General features: G+C 58.1%; 23 protein-coding genes. 15 read left to right on the top strand and 8 right to left on the bottom strand.

Features of this window, described 5'->3' with window-relative positions; all coding sequences use genetic code 11:
• The first annotated feature begins 106 nt into the window (after positions 1–106).
• The 5 genes from ACOZ42_RS01945 to ACOZ42_RS01925 all read left to right on the top strand — a co-directional run bounded on the left by ACOZ42_RS01945 (position 107) and on the right by ACOZ42_RS01925 (position 4,488).
• The gene (locus ACOZ42_RS01945) at positions 107–961 is read left to right on the top strand and encodes a lysophospholipid acyltransferase family protein (RefSeq protein ID WP_059318510.1); all 855 of its coding nucleotides are present in this window, start codon (positions 107–109) and stop codon (positions 959–961) included.
• Positions 958–1,848, top strand: a complete 891-nt coding sequence (locus tag ACOZ42_RS01940) for a lysophospholipid acyltransferase family protein (RefSeq protein ID WP_003804253.1) — start codon at positions 958–960, stop codon at positions 1,846–1,848. Before ACOZ42_RS01945 ends, ACOZ42_RS01940 begins: the two co-directional genes overlap by 4 nt.
• Before the next feature lie 8 nt (positions 1,849–1,856).
• Positions 1,857–2,780, top strand: a complete 924-nt coding sequence (gene dapF / locus ACOZ42_RS01935; protein ID WP_426345486.1) for a diaminopimelate epimerase — start codon at positions 1,857–1,859, stop codon at positions 2,778–2,780.
• Positions 2,781–2,782: 2 nt separating this feature from the next.
• Positions 2,783–3,460, top strand: coding sequence for a DUF484 family protein (locus ACOZ42_RS01930; protein ID WP_426345485.1), 678 nt, complete (start codon positions 2,783–2,785; stop codon positions 3,458–3,460).
• A 74-nt stretch (positions 3,461–3,534) separates the two neighbouring features.
• The gene (locus tag ACOZ42_RS01925) at positions 3,535–4,488 is read left to right on the top strand and encodes a tyrosine recombinase XerC (RefSeq protein ID WP_426345484.1); all 954 of its coding nucleotides are present in this window, start codon (positions 3,535–3,537) and stop codon (positions 4,486–4,488) included.
• 1 nt (position 4,489) lies between these two features.
• On the opposite strand, the gene ACOZ42_RS01920 is transcribed toward ACOZ42_RS01925, so the two are convergent.
• The 4 genes from ACOZ42_RS01920 to ACOZ42_RS01905 are packed head-to-tail and all read right to left on the bottom strand — an operon-like array spanning position 4,490 to position 7,287.
• A complete protein-coding gene (locus ACOZ42_RS01920; protein WP_426345483.1) occupies positions 4,490–5,512 on the bottom strand; it encodes a metal ABC transporter substrate-binding protein in 1,023 nt (340 codons plus the stop codon).
• Complete coding sequence (locus tag ACOZ42_RS01915; protein WP_059318506.1) at positions 5,509–6,411, bottom strand: metal ABC transporter permease; 903 nt, start codon at positions 6,409–6,411, stop codon at positions 5,509–5,511. Before ACOZ42_RS01915 ends, ACOZ42_RS01920 begins: the two co-directional genes overlap by 4 nt.
• The gene (locus tag ACOZ42_RS01910; protein ID WP_059318505.1) at positions 6,411–7,133 is read right to left on the bottom strand and encodes a metal ABC transporter ATP-binding protein; all 723 of its coding nucleotides are present in this window, start codon (positions 7,131–7,133) and stop codon (positions 6,411–6,413) included. The genes ACOZ42_RS01915 and ACOZ42_RS01910 overlap by 1 nt, the downstream gene beginning before the upstream one ends.
• A 4-nt stretch (positions 7,134–7,137) precedes the next feature.
• Positions 7,138–7,287, bottom strand: coding sequence for a hypothetical protein (locus ACOZ42_RS01905; protein ID WP_165477534.1), 150 nt, complete (start codon positions 7,285–7,287; stop codon positions 7,138–7,140).
• A gap of 81 nt (positions 7,288–7,368) precedes the next feature.
• Here ACOZ42_RS01905 and ACOZ42_RS01900 point away from each other — a divergent pair, with 81 nt between their 5' ends.
• The 5 genes from ACOZ42_RS01900 (at position 7,369) to hslU (ending at position 11,926) form a co-directional block, all read left to right on the top strand.
• A complete protein-coding gene (locus ACOZ42_RS01900; RefSeq protein WP_003804266.1) occupies positions 7,369–7,860 on the top strand; it encodes a Fur family transcriptional regulator in 492 nt (163 codons plus the stop codon).
• 199 nt (positions 7,861–8,059) lie between these two features.
• A complete protein-coding gene (locus ACOZ42_RS01895; RefSeq protein ID WP_003804269.1) occupies positions 8,060–9,160 on the top strand; it encodes a CobW family GTP-binding protein in 1,101 nt (366 codons plus the stop codon).
• 82 nt (positions 9,161–9,242) lie between these two features.
• Positions 9,243–9,680, top strand: a complete 438-nt coding sequence (gene dksA, locus ACOZ42_RS01890; protein WP_039943815.1) for an RNA polymerase-binding protein DksA — start codon at positions 9,243–9,245, stop codon at positions 9,678–9,680.
• A gap of 357 nt (positions 9,681–10,037) precedes the next feature.
• Positions 10,038–10,571, top strand: coding sequence for an ATP-dependent protease subunit HslV (gene hslV / locus ACOZ42_RS01885; RefSeq protein WP_003804273.1), 534 nt, complete (start codon positions 10,038–10,040; stop codon positions 10,569–10,571).
• 17 nt (positions 10,572–10,588) lie between these two features.
• A complete protein-coding gene (hslU, locus tag ACOZ42_RS01880; protein WP_059318504.1) occupies positions 10,589–11,926 on the top strand; it encodes an ATP-dependent protease ATPase subunit HslU in 1,338 nt (445 codons plus the stop codon).
• A 245-nt stretch (positions 11,927–12,171) separates the two neighbouring features.
• Here the strand turns inward: hslU and ACOZ42_RS01875 are convergent, their stop codons facing one another.
• The gene (locus ACOZ42_RS01875) at positions 12,172–12,426 is read right to left on the bottom strand and encodes a copper-binding protein (protein WP_230406306.1); all 255 of its coding nucleotides are present in this window, start codon (positions 12,424–12,426) and stop codon (positions 12,172–12,174) included.
• Positions 12,427–12,588: 162 nt separating this feature from the next.
• Here ACOZ42_RS01875 and ACOZ42_RS01870 point away from each other — a divergent pair, with 162 nt between their 5' ends.
• Positions 12,589–13,119, top strand: coding sequence for a GNAT family N-acetyltransferase (locus ACOZ42_RS01870; RefSeq protein WP_003804278.1), 531 nt, complete (start codon positions 12,589–12,591; stop codon positions 13,117–13,119).
• 3 nt (positions 13,120–13,122) lie between these two features.
• On the top strand, positions 13,123–13,686 hold the full coding sequence (locus tag ACOZ42_RS01865; protein WP_426345482.1) for a cob(I)yrinic acid a,c-diamide adenosyltransferase: 564 nt from the start codon (positions 13,123–13,125) through the stop codon (positions 13,684–13,686).
• A 69-nt stretch (positions 13,687–13,755) separates the two neighbouring features.
• On the opposite strand, the gene ACOZ42_RS01860 is transcribed toward ACOZ42_RS01865, so the two are convergent.
• Both ACOZ42_RS01860 and ACOZ42_RS01855 read right to left on the bottom strand, forming a co-directional pair.
• Positions 13,756–14,793 (bottom strand): C45 family autoproteolytic acyltransferase/hydolase, encoded by a 1,038-nt coding sequence (locus ACOZ42_RS01860; protein WP_426345481.1) that lies wholly within the window; start codon positions 14,791–14,793, stop codon positions 13,756–13,758.
• A gap of 5 nt (positions 14,794–14,798) precedes the next feature.
• Positions 14,799–15,659, bottom strand: a complete 861-nt coding sequence (locus tag ACOZ42_RS01855) for a MurR/RpiR family transcriptional regulator (RefSeq protein WP_426345480.1) — start codon at positions 15,657–15,659, stop codon at positions 14,799–14,801.
• Between the two features lie 181 nt (positions 15,660–15,840).
• Here ACOZ42_RS01855 and ACOZ42_RS01850 point away from each other — a divergent pair, with 181 nt between their 5' ends.
• The gene (locus tag ACOZ42_RS01850; RefSeq protein ID WP_426345479.1) at positions 15,841–17,172 is read left to right on the top strand and encodes an aspartate aminotransferase family protein; all 1,332 of its coding nucleotides are present in this window, start codon (positions 15,841–15,843) and stop codon (positions 17,170–17,172) included.
• A gap of 110 nt (positions 17,173–17,282) precedes the next feature.
• Positions 17,283–17,807, top strand: a complete 525-nt coding sequence (locus ACOZ42_RS01845; RefSeq protein WP_003804288.1) for a carboxymuconolactone decarboxylase family protein — start codon at positions 17,283–17,285, stop codon at positions 17,805–17,807.
• Here the strand turns inward: ACOZ42_RS01845 and ACOZ42_RS01840 are convergent.
• Complete coding sequence (locus ACOZ42_RS01840; RefSeq protein WP_426345478.1) at positions 17,804–18,745, bottom strand: LysR family transcriptional regulator; 942 nt, start codon at positions 18,743–18,745, stop codon at positions 17,804–17,806. The two genes, ACOZ42_RS01845 and ACOZ42_RS01840, sit on opposite strands and share 4 nt — an antisense overlap.
• Before the next feature lie 86 nt (positions 18,746–18,831).
• Between ACOZ42_RS01840 and ACOZ42_RS01835 the strand changes: the two genes are divergently transcribed.
• Complete coding sequence (locus tag ACOZ42_RS01835) at positions 18,832–19,467, top strand: threonine--tRNA ligase (protein ID WP_336579910.1); 636 nt, start codon at positions 18,832–18,834, stop codon at positions 19,465–19,467.
• The last annotated feature ends 131 nt before the right edge of the window (positions 19,468–19,598 follow it).

Genomic DNA, 19,598 nt, shown 5'->3' with positions numbered 1-19,598 from the left:
GCCTGATCGCTCCGCAAGTTGTCGTTTAACTCAGCGATACATTCCATTTTAAGCGAAAATACGTATTTATTTCAGCAAAACTTCACACTAAAGGATTGCCAGGCCCATGCTCGCGGCACTTTTACGTCTGATGGCTCGTCTGCCTTTACCCGTCCTGCATGGGCTGGGCAAAGGAATCGGACGCCTGATTTACGCTTTTCCCGGACGCTATCGCCGCCGTCTGCAAAGCCACTGTCGGCAAGCGGGTTACGACTCCCCCGCTTTTTTTCGACAAGCGGCCGGAGAAACCGGCGCCATGATCCTGGAAACGCCACGCGTCTGGTTGTATCCGGAAAAGTGCCTGGCCCGTTGCACTGCGGACGACCCCACCCTGCTCCAGACTACCCATGCCGAAGGGCGCGGTGTGCTTTACCTGACCCCACACTTGGGCTGCTTTGAAATGATTGCGCGCTATCTGGCCGGTTTAGGACCGCTGACCGTCATGTTCCGCCCCCCCCGCCAAGCCTTCCTGGAGCCCTTGATGGTGGCGTCGCGCGAATTACCAGGAATGCATGCCGTCCCCGCCAACATGAAAGGCGTGCGCGAATTTGTTCGTGCTTTTCGCAGGGGCGAGTCGGTCGGCATGTTGCCCGATCAGGTTCCCAGCGGCGGAGATGGTGTATGGGCGCCATTCTTTGGTCGCCCTGCCCTGACAATGACGCTGGCGGGCAAGCTGGCACGCCAATCCAACGTGCCTGTGATTGTGACTGCTGCCGAGCGCCTGCCCAAAGGTCGTGGATGGCATATCCATACCTTGCGTCTGCCCGAGCCCTTGCCCGAGGACCCGACAGAACTGGCTACCCTGATCAACCAGTCCATGGAAACCATGATCCGGCGCTTCCCCACCCAATACCTGTGGGGCTATAACCGCTACAAAATTCCTCACGATGCGCCCCCTTTGCCTGGCGATACCACCCCATGAGTTTTAATTCTTACCCGCTGCTCAAATCCGTTTTTTCCTATTTTGGCCGTGTCCCGGTACGCACGCGCCAGCGTTGGGGCACTGTGCTGGGCGGACTGGTACATCGCTTTGCCTCGCGCCGCCGGCATATTGTGCGTACCAATCTGGACCTGTGTTTTCCCGACACCCCCGAAAGCACCCGTCGTGAATGGGAAAAGCAGCACTTTCGCTTGCTGGCTCAATCCTATCTGGACCGGGGCCTGCTTTGGTTCGGCCTGCCCAGCACCATTTTGAACACCCTGCACCTGACGGGTGAAGAACACATTACCCAAGCCCTGGAACAAGGCCGCAAGGTCATGCTGCTGGTCCCGCATTTCCTGGGGATGGATGCAGCGGGCACACGACTGTCCATGTCCATTTCACCCTTGGTGGCGTTCTACACTCCGCAACGCGACCCCCATGTGGATCGCCTGATGTATGAAGGCCGCAGCCGCTTTTCCTCGGTGCCGCTGATCTCACGCAAGGACGGTATTCGCGGCCTGATGCGCGCGCTGCAAAAGGGTCAGCCAATTTATTACCTGCCCGATATGGATTTCGGCACCAAAGGCGCGGCGTTCGTGCCCTTTTTCAATGTTCCGGCGGCCACGCTGTTGTCCACCGCGCAGATCGCCCGAAACCAGGACGCGCTGGTCATTCCGGTGATTTCGCGACTGGACGCACAAACCGGCCACTACCATATTCAGGTGCTGGAACCCATGGCCGACTTTCCGGGTGAAGGCAGCCTGGAAGAGGCCACCGAACGCATGAATGCCCTGATCGAAAACTATGTGCGCGAGGACCCGCCGCAGTATTATTGGGTACATCGACGCTTCAAAACCCGCCCTGAAGGGCAACCCGGCATCTACTAGGCCCCATCATGCATCGCTCTCCTGCACCCCAACCCGCAGCCACAATCTGGCATTTCAGCAAAATGCACGGTGCGGGCAATGACTTTGTCATGCTGGATGGTGTGACGCAGGACATCGAACTGACACCGGAACGAGCCCGCGCTCTGGCAGATCGCCATTTCGGGATTGGTGCCGATCAGATTTTGCTGGTGGAGGCGGCAACCGAAGCCGGCGCCGACTTCCGATACCGGATCTTCAACGCCGACGGCGGCGAGGTCGAACATTGCGGCAATGGCGCGCGGTGCTTTGTCCGCTTCGTGCATGAGCAAGGCCTGTCGTCGGCCAACCCTTTGCGTGCGCAAATTAGCACCGGCATCATCAGCTTGAATGATGATCCGGAGCGCGGCGTGGAGGTCATGATGGGCACCACCCGATTTACGCCGGCCGATGTTGCTTTTGACCCAAGCGGGCTGGAACAGAAAGCTCAGGGCGAGGATACGCTGTGGCTGCTGCCCGTGCCCGATCAAGCCGAACCCGTCTCCCTGTCGCTGGTGTCCATCTCCAATCCCCATGCGGTGCAAGTAGTCGATGACCTCAAGCAGGCTCCCGTTGCCACGGTCGGCCCGTTTATCGAGTCCCACCCCCGTTTTGCCCACAAGGTCAACGCCGGGTTCATGCAAATTCTTGATCCCCACCATATCAAGCTGCGCGTCTACGAACGCGGTGCGGGTGAAACGCTGGCCTGCGGGACCGGCGCCTGTGCGGCTGTGGTGGCAGGCATACGCCGGGGATTGCTCCAAAGCCCGGTTGTCGTTGATACTCGTGGAGGCAGTCTACGCATTGAATGGGACGGACAGGCGCTACGCATGAGCGGCCCGGCCCAAACCGTCTTTACCGGACAAGTCGATATTGATGCACTGTGTGCATCCGTAGCCAGAAAGGAAACCTTCTAGACATGGATACCCCCAACAGCCTTAGCGCCGTGGACGTGGCCCAGTTTTTGAAAGCCAACCCTGATTTTTTCGACGCACACGCCGACGTTTTTGCCAAACTGATGGTGCCCCACCCGCATCAAAGCCGCGCCATTTCCCTGGGCGAGCGCCAGATCATGCTGCTGCGCGAACGCGGCAAGAAAACCGAACGCCAACTGGCCATGCTGGTGGCCAATGCCCGGGGCAATGAAAAAATCTCGCGCCAATTGCATCAATGGAACTGCCAGATGCTGGCCGAGTCTGATCCCGCGGCCTTGCCCGCTCTGATTTGCAGCAGCCTGGAACGCATCTTCGAGATGCCAGTCGTGCGCCTGCATTGCTGGAATCCGGACGAGGTACTGGCCGATGACCCCTTGGTCAGTTGGGCCTATACCTTGCTCAAACCCTATTGCGGTCCCCGGCGTGAACAAGACTTTCTGGCTGACCTGCAGCAGGATGCCCAGTCAGTGGCGATCGTGCCCTTGAGATTCCCCGAATCCGATACCTTGTTTGGCCTGCTGGTGCTGGGTTCCCCCGAGGACTCTCGCTTTACCGTCGATATGGGCACCGACTTTCTGGAAGGCATCGGCGAACTGTGCAGCGCGGCCTTGCAGCGTTTACACAAACCCAGCCGTATTAATCAAAACGAATGTCAGGCCTGAAAAAACCAGACTGCACCGCTAGCAAGGACCACTCGCCCGGGCAATCTGTCGCCCACCCGGTGCTCAGTCCGGCCATGCAAAACTGGCTAAATCAACTCAGGCAGGAAAAACGCTATTCGGAACACACTCTCAGTGCGTACCGGAACGACTTACGTCATTTGCTGGCGCAGTATCCCGGCACCGACCCCGACACGCTAAATCAAAGCCAGTTACGGCAGGCCGCGGCCCGCTTGCATGCCCAAGGCATGGCACCACGCAGTCTGGCCCGCATTCTGGCTGCCTGGCGCGGCTATTATCAGTCGCGTACCCAAGCGCTGGGCTGGCCCTTGAATCCTGCCGCCAGCCTGAAGGCTCCCCGGATAGGCCGACCTCTGCCCAAAGCACTGTCCGTAGACCAGACCCAGCAACTGCTGGACCACGCCAGCGCACCTATTCAGGACGATCCGGTCAGTTTGCGCAATCAGGCCATGTTCGAGCTGTTTTATTCCAGCGGACTGCGCCTGGCCGAACTGGTCAGCCTGGACACCCATTATCACCAAAGCCCCCAGCATCAATCCAAAAGCTGGTTATTGCTGCAAGAGCGCGAACTGCTTGTGAGTGGTAAAGGTGGCAAGACGCGGCGCCTGCCGGTTGGCGAGAAGGCCGCCCAGGCCTTGCAGGCGTGGCTGAAAAAACGTCCGATTCTGGCCTCGCCGGCCCATAACGCAGATGCCAATGCCGCGCTGTTTCTGGGGGCACGAGGAGCGCGGATCCACCCGCGTGTCGTCCAGCAGGAACTGGAAAACTACGCCCGCGCCAGCGGCCTGCCCGTCCATGTGCATCCCCATAGCCTGCGTCACAGCTTTGCCAGCCATTTGCTGCAATCGGCCCAGGACTTGCGGGCGGTACAGGAGCTCTTGGGTCATACCAATATCTCTACCACCCAGATCTACACACGGCTGGACTTTCAGCACCTGGCCCAGGCTTACGATCAGGCCCACCCTCGGGCACAACGCAAGAACCGGGCCAGTGACAAGCCGGAGGAGTGAATCAGGGCTGCAAGGCCTTGACCAGTTGATCCGTGTTTGAGCGCATCATGCCCAAGTAGGTGTCCACGCCGGAGCCGGGCTCCCCCAAGGCGTCGGAATACAAAGTCCCGCCCACTTTCGCCCCGGTTTCACGCGCAACTTGCTCTACCAGCTTCGCGCTGACCGTGTTTTCCACGAAAATGGCCTGAATCTGTTCACGACGAGCCTGCTGAACAATTTGCGCAATGTCCCGCGCCGAGGGCTCCGCCTGGCTGGAGACGCCCACCAGAGGAATAAAGCGAATATCGTAGGCCTTGCCCATGTAGGAGAAGGCATCGTGGGACGTAATGACCTTGCGCTTGTCGACCGGCACTGCCTCTAGGCGAGCCTTGATGGAATCATCCAGTTCCTGAATGCGTTGCGCATAATCCTTGGCACGGCGCTGATAGTAGTCCGCATTGGCTGGGTCCGCTTGCTCCAGCCCCTGGCTGATATTGCGCACATATATTTGCGCCAAGGCCAGGCTTTGCCAGGCATGTGGGTCCTGACTGCCATGCTGATGGCTGTCATCATGGGTGCCGGGCTCTTTCTCGCCCTGTGGAGCATGTCCGGCCTCATGGGCGTGGGCGGGTTCCTTGGCACGATCATGATCGTGGTCGTGGTCGTGGTCGGCATGGTCATCGTGACCGCCCTCAAACGCCAAGGGCGTAATGCCCGCCGTAGCCACGACCTGCGGGCCCTGATAACCCGCGGCCTGCTGCAAACGCGGCAGCCAGGTCTCGAACTCCAGACCGTTAATTACCAGCAATTGCGCATTGGCCAGAGACTTGGCGTCACTGGGGCGTGGCTCAAAGGCATGGGCGTCACCATTGGCGGGCACAATCGTGCTGGCTATCACCTTGTCGCCGCCAATCTCCTTGACCATGTCGTTCAGGATCGAAAAGCTGCTGACCACGCGCAAGGGTTCCGCCTGTACGGACAGGCTCAGTGCCAGCAAGCCCAGCGCCAGTACGGCGCGGCCTGAATGAATGTCTCGCATTTTCATCGATCATGCTCCAAGAGAGAGGCCATGCGCCGACGCCGCGCGCGCCATTGGGAATACGCACGCAGCAAACCGCCTTGAGGGCCAAAGGTGATGGAAAGAAAGTAAAACGCACCAGCCGCCAGAATGATCGCGGGAGAGGCCGGCACGTTGTAGTAGTAGGAAAACAGCAAGCCCAGATACGCGCTGATCATGCCGAGCAAGGCCGCCACCAGCATTTGCCGGCCCACGGAATACACCCAGAACCGGGCCGAGGCAGCGGGCAGCATCATGATCCCCACCACCATCAAGGTCCCCAGAACCTGAAAGCCGGCCACCAGGGTAATGACCAGCATGAACAAAAACAGCATATGAACCAGCGAGCCGCGGCCCCCTTGGGTGCGTAAAAAAATCGGGTCCATGCACTCCAGCACCAGGGGCCGAAAGACCAGCGCGAGGATCACCAAGGTGACCGTCGTGCTGCTGGTGACCAGCAGCAAGGACGCATCATCCAGGCCCAGTACCGTCCCAAACAGCACATGAATCAAATCCATATTGGAGCCGCGCAGCGACACCAGCAGCACCCCCAACCCCAGAGACACCAGATAAAAGGCGGCGAAACTGGCGTCCTCACGCTGTGGAGTCAGGCGCGCGACCAATCCGGCCAGCAAGGCCACCACCAGGCCCGTAATCATGCCCCCTATGGCCATCGCACTTAAAGACAGGCCGGCCGTCAGAAACCCCACCGCCACCCCAGGCAAAATGGCATGCGCCATGGCATCGCCCATCAGACTCATGCGACGCAGCACCAGAAACACGCCCAACGGCCCGGCCGCTGCGGCCAGGGCGAAGGAACCGGCCAGAGCGCGCTTCATGAAGCCAAAGTCCATGAAAGGGCCGAACAGAACATCAATGAGTGCCATCACAGATAGTCCCCCGCGCACAAATGCCGGGCCAGATGCAGATTCTCCGGCGTCAGCACAGCTTCGGTTTCCCCCCAGGCAACAACTTGTCCGGCAAGCAGCACCGTTTGCGGAAAGCAGCTACGCACCATATCCAGGTCGTGCAGCACGGCCATGACCGTACGGCCCTGTTGATGCCAATCCAGAATCAAGCTCATCAATTCATCCGATGTCGCGCGATCCACCGCGGCAAAGGGTTCGTCCAGCAACAAAATCTGGGCGTCCTGCATGATCATGCGCGCAAACAAGGCACGCTGTAACTGCCCGCCCGACAAGGTGCCAATGGAACGCCGGGCGAAGTCCGCCAGACCGACCTGTTCGAGCGCATGGGCAATCCGCTCATGCTCCGCCCTGGGGAAACCGCCCCAGGCTCCGACCCGCTTCCAGGCCCCCATGGCAACCAGGTCATGCACCGTCACGGGAAAGCTCTTGTCCAGATCCCCCATCTGCGGCAACAGGGCCAATTCATTCAAAAAGCCACTATCGACAACAATCCGCCCCTTGAGCGGATTGATCTGCCCGGTCAAGCCTTTGAGTAAGGTGGACTTGCCCGCCCCGTTTGGCCCCACAATGGCTGTCAAGGAGCCTCGGGTAAAGCAACCGCTGATATCACGCAGAGCAATTTTGTCTTTCCAGCCCAGCGCCACATGATCCAGCTCGATCAAGGTCTGATGTGAACTCATGCCCTTACCACGCGCCCATGGCCCAGGCCGTCAGCAGCCACAGCGCAGCAGCCACGCACAAAGCGCCCAGTACGCGCTGCCCGACCGAGGCCAGCAAGAGCGAACGGCGCGGCGCCGGACTGCGGAAAGTCGAGGGAAATTGAGGACAGGACATGAAACAGGGATAATGCGGCTGGATGAGGATATTTAATTTCTCTAAAGATGTTATAACATAACAAACAACCCATCAAGCGCCATGCCTGTACATATTCTTACGCCCGCCGCCATTGAAGACCAGCTTGCTACCGCGGACCAGCTTTGCCTGGAGCGCGGCAAACGGCTGACTTCAATTCGCCGTCAGGTACTGGAAATCCTGATTCAGGCCCAGCGCAGTTTGCGCGCCTACGAACTGCTGGATCTGGTTCGCGAGTTCCAGCCTGGGGCCAAGCCCCCTACCGTGTACCGCGCCCTGGACTTTCTGACAGAGGAAGGCCTGATCCACCGTCTGGATGCCGTCAATGCCTGGACTGCCTGTGTGGATGCCGGCGGCCACCCCCACGACTTGCTGATTGTCTGCACCCAGTGTGGCACCGTGGTGGAACTGTGCGCACCGGACCTGAGCCAAAGGCTGGCTGACTGCGTACGCGGTGCCGGCTTTGCCCTGTCGGGCCACGAAACCGAGCTGCGCGGCCTGTGCCAGCGTTGCGTCGCGGCTAAAAACGAGCGAAAACCCTTATCTGCCCGCTAAAACATGGTATTTTGCCGCCAATCAGTATATATTCCTCGATCGATTGGCAAACCTCTGTGAATTTTTACAGATCACCGTTTGCCCAACAGGCAAGGCTGTGATGTAATCGCACGTTGTTTTCGTGCGGAGCAGGGGGGTACAGGAAGCCGCGGCAAGGGCCGTGCCTTGTACCTTTCGCCCGCCACTGCGAGGCATGTTTATGAACGCGGCATCAGATCTGAAAAACATGGTTCCAGTCACGGTGCTGACTGGTTTTTTGGGCGCTGGCAAGACCACGCTGCTCAAGCGCATCCTGAGCGAATATCACGGTCGACGCATTGCCGTCATCGAGAACGAATTCGGACCGGAAGGCATCGACAATGAGTTGTTGGTACAGGACTCCGAAGAAGAAATCGTTGAGCTGAGCAACGGTTGCGTCTGCTGCACGGTACGTGGCGACCTGATGCGCACCCTGAACGATTTGCGTGTGCGTCGCGAGGCGGGCGAGCTGAAGTTTGAACGCGTCATCATCGAGACCACCGGCATGGCCAACCCCGGCCCGGTCTGTCAGACCTTCTTCATGGACGATGATATTGCCGACTACTATCGGCTGGACGCGGTCATCACCGTGGTGGACGCCAAACATGGCATGGCCACGCTGGACCAGCAGGAAGAAGCCCAGAAACAGGTTGGCTTTGCGGACCGCCTGCTGATCTCCAAAAAAGATCTGGTCAACGATGCCGAGTACGAGGCCCTGCGCGCCCGTCTGATCCGTATCAATCCGCGGGCCACCATTACGCCAGTTCACTTTGGTGAAACCGATATCAAGGATTTGCTGGAAGTCAGCGGTTTCAACCTGAACTCCATTTTGGACATTGATCCGCAATTCCTGGCAGAGCAGCATCCCGATGCGGCTGACGACCATGATCATCACCACGATCATGCCCACGGCGATGAAGGCGAGTGCGGTCCGGGCTGCGGCCACGATCACCACCATCATCACCACGGACACGCCGCTCACAATGACGAAATCGGAGCCTTCGTGTTCCGTTCGGATCGTCCTTTTGACCCCGAACGCCTCGAAGATTTCCTGTCGGGCATTGTTCAGGTATTTGGACCAGATCTGATGCGCTATAAAGGCATTCTGTATCTGAAGGGCATCAATCGTCGTATGCTCTTTCAAGGCGTACACATGATGATGAGCGCCGAGCCCGGCAATGCCTGGCTGGCCAAAGATAAGAAAGGCACCAAGCTGGTCTTTATTGGCCGCAAGCTGCCCCAAGATATATTCACCCAGGGCCTGGAGAATTGCCTGGTCTGAATTAATAATTATTCAGTAAATGCGGAGCGATTGCGCGTGACGACAGTTACAGGCTCCCAGACGTCAACAAGAGGTAAGCATCATGGCAACTAAGTCACATGACAGTACTACAACCCTGCTGACCGAGCAGGAGCTTTTGGCGATGCCTGAGTCAGACTACATGAACGCCGCCCAGCTGGAGTTTTTCAAGCATCGTTTGCGCCAGCTTGAGCAGGAAATTCTGGCCAATGCGGGTGCCACCACGGAAAACCTGCGTGAAACCCAGTTCGTTCCTGACCCAGCTGACCGTGCCACGATCGAGGAAGAACACGCTCTGGAACTGCGAACCCGCGATCGCGAGCGCAAGTTGCTCAAGAAAGTGCAACAGTCCATCGCCCTGATCGAATCGGGCGAATACGGCTGGTGTGAGGAAACCGGCGAGCCGATCGGCCTGCCCCGTTTGCTGGCCCGCCCGACCGCCAACCTGTCGCTGGAAGCCCAGGAGCGTCGCGAGAAGCGTCAAAAGATGTTTGGGGACTGATAGGCTGATTCGCTCATGCCCCGACAAAAAGCCCGCCTGATCATTCTGGCGGGCTTTTTTTTGCCCCTGCGTTTCACGCGCCCCGCCAGGCAAATCGGCCAGGAAACACGTAGGCCCAGGCGAACCCGCAGCAGCTAAAGCGGATTGACACGCAGAACTGGCGGCGGGCGGGCAGCCTGACAAGCGGCACAGCCCGAACCGTGCTGAGTGCGCCATGCACGGCCTGGCCCTCCGTCCCGCTTATCCTCTGTCTTGCCCAAAGACAAACTCCCGCCAGGCCCTGAAAAAACTTCCTGCTGTCACGCGCTTGAAATTTTTTACCCGGCCCCCAGATGGAAAACTTAAAGGAAGGAAATCATGGAACAATTTCACGCCACTACCATTGTCTGTGTACGCCGCGGAGATCAAGTCGCCATCGGTGGCGACGGTCAGGTCACCCTGGGCAATGTTGTCATCAAGGGCACGGCCCGCAAGATCCGCCGTTTGTACAACGACAGCATCCTGGCCGGTTTTGCCGGCGCGACTGCCGACGCATTCACCCTACAGGAACGCTTTGAAGCCAAGCTGGAAAAGCATCAGGGCAACCTGTTGCGCGCTGCCGTCGAACTGACGCGCGACTGGCGTACCGATCGCGTCCTGCGCCGTCTGGAAGCCATGCTGCTGGTGGCGGACAAAGAGCACACGCTGGTGCTGACCGGCAATGGCGACGTGCTGGAGCCCGAGCATGGCCTGGCTGCCATTGGTTCGGGGGGCTCCTATGCGCAATCCGCAGCCCTGGCTTTGCTGCAAAACACCGATATGGCACCTGCCGACATCGTCAAGAAATCGTTGGAGATCGCAGGTGATCTGTGCATCTACACCAACCAGAACCATATCGTCGAAACACTCTGACAGCCGGATACACCACCATGTCTACACCTAATATGACTCCCGGAGAAATCGTCTCCGAACTGGACAAGCATATCGTTGGCCAGGGCAAGGCCAAACGCTCTGTGGCCGTGGCCCTGCGCAACCGCTGGCGCCGCCAGCAGGTTGCCGAGCCCCTGCGCAGCGAGATCGTGCCCAAGAACATTTTGATGATTGGCCCCACCGGCGTGGGCAAAACCGAAATCGCCCGCCGTCTGGCCAAGCTGGCCAATGCGCCTTTCATCAAGGTTGAGGCCACCAAATTCACGGAAGTGGGTTATGTGGGCCGTGACGTCGAAACCATCATCCGCGATCTGGTGGATATTTCGGTCAAACAAACCCGCGAGATCGAGATGCGCCGTGTCCGCACTCAGGCGGAGGAAGCCGCTGAAGACCGCATTCTGGACGTGCTGGTGCCGCCTTCACGTGATGCCCACGGCCAACCGCAGCGTGAAGATAACTCGGCACGCCAAGTGTTTCGCAAGCGCCTGCGTGAAGGCAAGCTGGACGATACCGAGATTGAAATCGAGATGGCCCAGGCCATGCCTCGCATGGAAATCATGGCCCCTCCCGGCATGGAAGAAATGACCGAGCAATTACGCGGCATGTTCTCCGGCCTAGGCCAGGAAAAGACCAAAGCCCGCAAGCTGACGGTCAAGGAAGCCTTCAAGCAACTGACCGAAGAAGAGGCTGCCCGTCGTGTGAACGAGGACGATTTGCGCACGGCCGCGGTAGCCAATGCCGAACAGAACGGGATTGTATTCCTGGATGAGATCGACAAGATCACCGCGCGCGGCGAAAGCCAAGGCAGTGGCGGCGACGTCTCCCGCCAGGGCGTGCAACGGGACCTGCTGCCGCTGGTAGAAGGCACCACCGTCACCACCAAATACGGTGTGGTGCGGACCGATCACATCCTGTTCATTGCCTCGGGCGCCTTTCATTTGTCCCGCCCCTCGGATCTGATTCCCGAACTGCAAGGCCGCTTCCCTATTCGTGTGGAACTGGAATCGCTCAGCGCTCAGGATTTTGTGCAGATTCTGTCGGCCACCGATTCGTCCCTGACCAAGCAATACACCGCCTTGCTGGGCACCGAAGACGTAAAACTGGACTTCCGCCCAGACGGCATCCAGCGTCTGGCCGAACTGGCTTTCGATGTAAACGAACGCACCGAAAACATCGGCGCCCGTCGTTTGTACACCGTCATGGAAAAACTGTTGGAAGAACTGTCCTACAGCGCTGGCAGCCACGGTGAGCAAAGTGTGGTCATCGACGCCGATTATGTGAACAAGCAGTTGCAGGAAACCGCAGCTAGCCAGGATCTGGCACGCTACGTGCTGTAAGCGGCGGACAGTCGTAGTAGCACAAACGGGGGCAGAAGAATCTGCCCCCGTTTTTTATCCCGTCCCATTTCCCTGCAAGCCCAGAGCACCAAGCGTCGCTGCCCATCCCGCCCCACTCGTCGGCCCTCTATGTCGACCGCCTCTACACTTATCACGCGACTTTACATGCCGTGACCGACCGCCTGATTGCCTGGGGCAGAAAAAAGCCGGGCGAACCCGGCTTTTCATATGGTTTTTGACACGGCTTATTTACTGATCTTGATGACCACGTAATCCCCGCCGTCACGCTTGGCCGTGAATTTCACCTTGTCGCCCGGTTTGATGTCGGCCAGCAAGGCAGGATCAATTTTGTACACCAATGTCATGGCGGGCAGTTCCAGTTCGCTGATCTCACCATGCTTGATGGTGATTTTGCCTGCTGCCGTGTCCAGTCGACGAACTTCGCCCGATGCACTGGCTTCCTGGGCCTGGGCCACCACGACATAAGCCGATCCAGCCATGACTCCCAAGGCTCCCAGCGCCAGAGCCGCGCCCCGTTTTGTCCACGTCATTTTTCACTCCTGCAAATTGGGCAGAGCTGAACAATTAGCTCATAATGCCTACTTTCGGACGCCTGCTGCGTCTGTTTCCGATCAAGCATAACGCTAAACCTTTGCAAAAGCATGAGCGAATTTATTAAAGGGTATGTGCTGCGTCCAGCCACTCCCGCCGACATTCCCGCCATTTTGGGCCTGATGCGCGATATGGCCTCCTTTGAGAAACTGGAGCATATTTTCAAGGCCAGCGCCGAGTCGCTGCGCAACAGTTTCTTCTCGGATGAGCCCAGCGCCTACTGTCTGGTCATCACCCCTGAGGGCCAGCCCGACACCATAATTTCTTACATTATGTGGTTTTACAACTACTCCAGCTTTCTGGATCGCCGCGGCATCTATCTGGAGGATTTGTACATCGATCCTGCCCACCGTAAAAAAGGTCTGGGTGCCGCAGCACTGCGCCATCTAGCGCAGATGGCGGTGACTCAGGGATGCGGCCGCCTGGAATGGGTGGTGTTGGACTGGAACCAGAACGCCATTGATTTTTATCAGCATCAAGGCGCCCAGGTGTTGCAAGACTGGCGCGTGGTTCGTGTCACCGGAGAGGCCCTGGTCAATATGGCCAATGGCACACCCGTGCCCGCAGAAGCACAAGGCTAAATTATGTCCACACGACTTTCCATTATCAGCACTCGCACGGGCGACGACGGGACGACCGGCCTGGGCGATGGCAGCCGCGTGCCCAAAACCGCAGCCCTGATTCACGCCCTGGGCGATGTGGATGAGCTGAACAGCCATATTGGTGTGCTGCGCAGCCTGGAGCTGCCCGAAGATGTCGACGCCCTGCTCTCCGATATCCAGCACGATCTGTTCGATATGGGAGCCGAGCTGTGCATTCCTGGCCATCAGGTCATCGGTTCAGTCCATGTGGAGCGCCTGGATGCGGCAATACGCCATTACAACGAACCCTTGGGGATACTGAAGGAATTTATTCTGCCCGGCGGCAGTCCGGCCGCGGCACAGGCGCATGTGCTGCGTTGCGTGGCACGACGTGCCGAGCGCAGTGTCGTGGCCGTCCCTTCGGAGGCCTTGCCACAGGATGGTCCACGCCTGTACCTGAACCGGCTGTCGGATTTGCTGTTTGTGCTGGCGCGTACCCTCAACCGCCATGCGGGCCGCCCCGATGTCCTCTGGGAACCCAAGCGCCACGAATCGTCCACAAGCTGATTGCGTCGTAGCGCGTTACCCCGTTACGCACAGGGCCCTGCATTGACAGGGCCCTGTTTATTTTCATCTTCAGACCTGATCGATGCGGGTGACATCCGCAAAGGTCAGCACGGGTTGATCGGTCGGATCTTCGTAGACCTGCCATTTCAGAGACTGGCTGCCCACCTGAATATCCACGGTTGCCAAGGTGTTCTCCCTGTCACTGTCATCAGGGTCACAACGCCAGATTGGGAACTGCACGTGGTGCTGGTCCGCTAGAATTTTCAAGGGATCGACGGCTGAACCGGCTTGCAAGAGCAACTCGTCGCCGCGCTCCTGGCGCAATTCGGAGGATCGGGTAATACGCTGTTCAAACCCTTGCATGGACTCGTGCACAGCGTGGTTGGCATGCAACTGATTGCGTTCAATTGTCTGGACCGAAACGGCCTGCGCACTGAACTCCACGCTTAGCAGGCGCGTATCGCCCCGCTGGGCCAGGCTCAGGTGAAACGCTCCCGAGCGGGGATGGTCCTGCAAAAGGCTCACTGCCTGATCAAGGTCAGGCTGATCCAGCATGGCGCGGGTCAGAACCATACGCGGCACGCCAGGGGTGGCATGGCGGGCGCGGACATTATTGACCGTCATGGCCAGCCCGGCCTGTGTCACGGCAAAACTGTGCCCGGGCAAGGAGGCCGGATACAGGAACGACACAAATGACATGCCACTGTCAGGAATGAATTTGCCCACCCCGCAATAACCGGCAAAACCCGGGTCACCGTCTTCGTTGTGCACCAGTCTAGGCTCACCCTGGGCTGGCAACTGCACGGTCGTGCAGCCGTCCGGGGCCATGGCCCACAAATCGCCACGGCAATTCCACAAAAACACGTCCTCAAAGGGGAGCTCCAGACCCAATGCCAGGCCCTGGAGCTCGGTCCATATTCGGGGAAAATAACGCTCGGTATACTGCGCCAGCTCAGTGGCAACAGCCGTCCCCTTAAATTGCATGATGCCTTGCCAAGCTGTTGAGCTGAGCAAATAGGCATGCACGGCGGGGGCTCCAAAACGTCCCAAAGAATGGCCAATTTCTTTGGGACCACCAGTTAACTCCAGATAGGACAACTTAGCCATCGCGTCTATTTCCAGTAGGCACCAGACTGGTGCAATTGATTTTCAACCAACTCAATACCGCTTACAGCACGACTGCCCGCCTTGGCCAGAACCTGTTCCAGCAAGACCTCGACCAGCGCCTGAGCGGCAACCAGAGAAGGAAAAAAAGACGGGCTGTCGGTTCCAAACAATAATGTGGCATCTGCCTGCTGCGCAATAGGGGCAAGCAAGCTGTCGCAAATCGCCAGAATATGTGCCTGCGCCTGCTGGGCTGCCCCATGAGCCAACACCGCTTCCTGGGAATAGGGAGCAAAACCGAACAAGACCAGCACATCGCCCTTTTGCAGGGCCCGCAAATCCATATCCAGGGTGCCGGACTCGCCGCGCAACAAGGCAATCGAGGGGCGAAACAGGCGGTACTGGTAATGAAAAGAAAACGCGGGCGCGAAAGAGGCCCTGAACCCTGCCACAAACACCCGCTTGGCTTTGCTGAGCAGCGCCACGGCCTGAGGCAAGCGCGTTTCGTTGACCTCCCGCAATACGGCCAGATTATCCATTTGCACGGTCAGCACCTGCGCCAGGCGGTCTTCTTTGCGGCGGTTGCGCACCACGGCGCGGGCTTGCTCGGCATAGCGTCGCGCCCCCTGACCGTGCAGGGCCTGGGTGAATACGGCCTTGAACGGCGCCCAACCATCAAAGCCCAAAGACCGGGCAAAGCGCAGCAGCGTGGCCGGCTGCACCTGGGCCTGTACGGCCAACTGTCGCATGGACATCAAGGGCACCTGATCGGCGTGATCAAGCACATAGCGCGCGCTTTGCTGAAACTGGGGCGACATGCAGGCAAAAGCCGCCTGAATACGCTCGGTCAAAGTGCTCAAGGAGTTCATGGGCCAACACGCTTAAAAAGGGATACCAAGTATATATCGGGTACAAATGCAGTCTGAACGCAACAGTGAGGTCTTTATCCACCCCTGCCACCTCAACAAAGATGATTTATTTGTTGAAAGTATTATTATAGTTTCAACATACGTTGAAAACCCTTATGCGTTTACTTTCCGGATCTGCGCCATGACACACGTCTTTCATCGCAACCCAAAACAAACCTTGCCCTATGCAGTCAAAGGCGATGGCATCCATATCATTGACAGCACAGGCAAGTCCTATATCGACGCCAGCGGCGGGGCAGCCGTCTCCTGCCTGGGACACAGTCACCCTGTCGTGATTGACGCCATCAAGCATCAGCTCGATCAGATTGCTTACGCCCATACCTCGTTTTTCAGCAGCCAGGCCGCAGAGAGTCTGGCGGACTTTCTGAGCAGCCGTGCGCCCGGCGATCTGGACCATGTCTATTTTCTGTCCGGCGGCTCCGAGGCGGTGGAAGCCAGCCTGAAGCTGGCTCGACAATATTTCGTGGAAATAGGTCAAGCCGAACGCCATATCTTTATCGCACGTCGCCAAAGCTATCATGGCAATACGCTGGGCGCACTGGCGATCGGCGGCAACGAATGGCGTCGCAAGCCTTTCCTGCCCTTGCTCGCTCCTGCCCAGCATGTCTCCCCCTGTTACCCCTACCGCGATCAAGGCAGCCATGAAAGCGACGAGCAATACGCCGACCGGCTGGCCCAGGAACTGGACGACACCATTGAACGTCTCGGGCCCCAAAATGTGGCCGCCTTTGTAGGCGAAACCGTTGTTGGCGCAACCGCCGGTGCCCTGGCACCCGTGGGCGATTACTGGAAAAAAATCCGTCAGGTCTGCGACAAGCACGGCGTTTTGCTGATTCTGGACGAGGTCATGTCCGGCATGGGCCGCACCGGCTACCTGTACGCTTGTGAAGAGGATGGCGTTGTACCGGACATCATGGCCATTGCAAAGGGGCTGGGAGCCGGCTATCAACCGATCGGCGCCATGCTGGCCAGTGACCGGATCTATCAGGCCATCCTGAACGGCTCGGGCTTTTTCCAGCATGGTCATACCTATATGGGGCACGCGACGGCCTGCGCCGGCGCCCTGGCCGTGCAACAAGTGATTGAACACGAGCAGTTGCTGGAAAATGTACGCCAACGGGGCGAACAACTGCGTCGTGAGTTGCACCAGGCTCTGGACGAGCATCCCAATGTGGGCGATATCCGCGGTCGCGGCCTGTTCATGGGTATTGAACTGGTACAGGACAAGGCCAGCAAACAGGCATTGGACCCCGGCCTGAAAACGCATGCGCGGATCAAGCAAGAGGCGTTTTCACAGGGGCTGATGCTCTATCCTATGGGCGGCACCATTGATGGGGTTCACGGCGATCATATCTTGCTGGCACCGCCCTTTATCTGCACGGAAGCGGATATTCACGAGATCGTGAAGCGGCTGACACACACCCTGGAACGCGTCCTGCCTCGTCAAGTCTGAACGTCCCGAGCGTCTGCCTGACCACCCGAGCAGGTGACAAGGAGCCGGCGCTCTGTCCTATAACTGGCGGCCTACATGCCGCCATTTCCCTCAACACAGAAAGGAGAATCATGGCCCGCCTACCTTATGCAGACCTGAGCGCCCCCGATGCGGCTCCCTTGGTCGAGCAAATTATTGCCGAACGCGGCAGCGTGCTGCACCTGTACCAGATGCTGCTGCACAGCGCGCCCATTGCCAAGGGCTGGCTCAATCACCTGACCGGCATACGCCACCACAGCAGTCTGCCGGGCGACTTGCGCGAACTGGTCATCATGCGCGTGGCCTTGCTGAACCGCGCTCCCTACGAAGCCGATCAGCACGCCCCGATCGCCCTTGCAGAGGGCCTGAGTCAGGCGCAGCTCGATGCTTTATCCAACTGGCAGGACTCCGATCAGTTCACACCCATTCAATGTGCCGTACTGGCCTATACCGATGCCATGACCCTGCAGGTACAAGTGGAGCCTGCCATCTTCCAGGCCATACGGCAGCATTTCAATGAACGCTTGACCGTTGAGCTGACGGCCACCATCGCCACCTACAATATGGTGTCGCGTTTTCTGGAAGCCCTGCACATCCATTCGGATGATGCCCGTTAAGGCGACGGCCCCCAGACCTCCCCTTTACCCCCTCCCAGCCGCCCCGCCAGAAACTCCACCATCGCCCGCAGTTTGGGGGGTAAATGGCGAGTGGGCGGATACAGCGCCCACAGGGCACCACAGTATTGCGTCCGGAACTCCCAATCGGGCAAGACGCGTACGATACGCCCTTGCTGCTCCGCTCCCTTGGCGACAAAGCGCGGCAGGCTGCCGATTCCCAGCCCTCGCTCTACGGCGTCGAGCCGGACTCCGGTGTGGTTGGCCGCATAGCGGCCGCTAACCGTCACGTTCAGAACCTTACCGCCCTTGCTGAAACGCCAGCGTGAATCGCTCGGCGCTTCCCCTAAATAGATGCAACTGTGCTCGCGCAACTGCTGCGGATGCGTGGGCAACGGGTGTGCCGCCACGTAGTCCGGGCTGGCATACAGACCATGTCGAATATCGCTCAGATGTCTCCCCATCAAACCCGGCTGCGGCTGGTCGGTGATACGAATGGCCAGATCCAGTTGATCGTCGATCAGGTCCGTATAGCGGTCATCCAGACTCATCACCACGTTCACTTTGGGGTACGCGGTCAAGAAGTCAGGCATGTGCGGATGAATCAGAAAATGCCCCACCGCTTTAGGAACACTCAAGCGTATAAGACCCTCTGGCTCCGTCTGAAACTGCCCCGATATTTCCATCGCGGCCTGTGCGCAGGCCAACATGTCACGCGCATGTTCATAAATTGCCTGACCGCTGTCACTCAAGCGCAGTTTACGCGTGGTGCGCTGCAGCACCCGGGTTCCCAGCCCTTTTTCCAAACGTGCAATGGAACGGCTGACTGCCGAGGGGGTATTGCCCAGCTGGCGAGCAGCTTCGGAAAAACTGCCCGTCTCCACGACTTTGACAAACACCACCATGTCGCTCATCAAGGAAGTGAGGTTACTTGTGCTCATAGGGAATAAATTATGTCGTTGAATTGCAATTATCAGGGGGGGCTACTACGCCTACAATGCATGAGCACCCACCCATCGATTATGAAATGCACGATAAATTATATTTGACCAGCCATAAACTTTTTGGCAAAACAGAAATCCTCGAGTGTTATCACTCGGAAAATGAGCGCTATGTCGTTCGGCTGGATAAAACCTTATTCCATCCCCAAGGTGGTGGTCAGCCTTGCGACAAAGGCACATTAAACGGACACGAAGTTCTGCATGTGACCCAAAACCGCGACGGACAGGTTTTGCACTATCTACCGGTGAGCCTGCCCTTGGGGCCGGTAGAAATGAAAATCGATCAGATGCACAGGCTTGCGCATGCACGTTTGCATACTGCCGGCCACCTGATCGGCCATCTGCTTGAGCAGACTGGCTGGCAAGCGATCAAGGCGCATCACTGGCCGGGCGAGGCGCGGCTCGTGTTTCGTCAGTCCAACAATGCGCTGCCTCCTAGCCTGGAAGACTTATCGGCCCGCTGCAGGGAACAAATTCAGTTGGCCCACCCTATTTCCATCCACATTCATCAGGGGCACCGTCAGATTGCAATTGGCAAGCTGGGCCAGTATCCCTGCGGCGGAACGCATGTTGAAAATACGGCAGAATTAAATGGATTGACCATAACCCGTATCAAAAATAAAAAAGATGAATTGAGCATTCATTATGAAATACTCGATTAATGAATAATCAAAATTTAGTCTATTGATTATTTCCGGCCATCAGCAGAAAGCATCAAAAAAAGTAAACATCTTTATTCTTTATCGGCACACGACAGCCAAACCCAGCCTATAGGGCCAGCGCCTTGGCACAC

The organism is Alcaligenes sp. HNGD-HTN06 (assembly GCF_049932565.1).
In the GTDB taxonomy this organism is placed as follows: Bacteria; Pseudomonadota; Gammaproteobacteria; order Burkholderiales; family Burkholderiaceae_B; genus Alcaligenes; species Alcaligenes ammonioxydans.
Note: the sequence above shows the minus strand (reverse complement) of the source record. Positions and strands in the feature narration are given on the sequence as shown.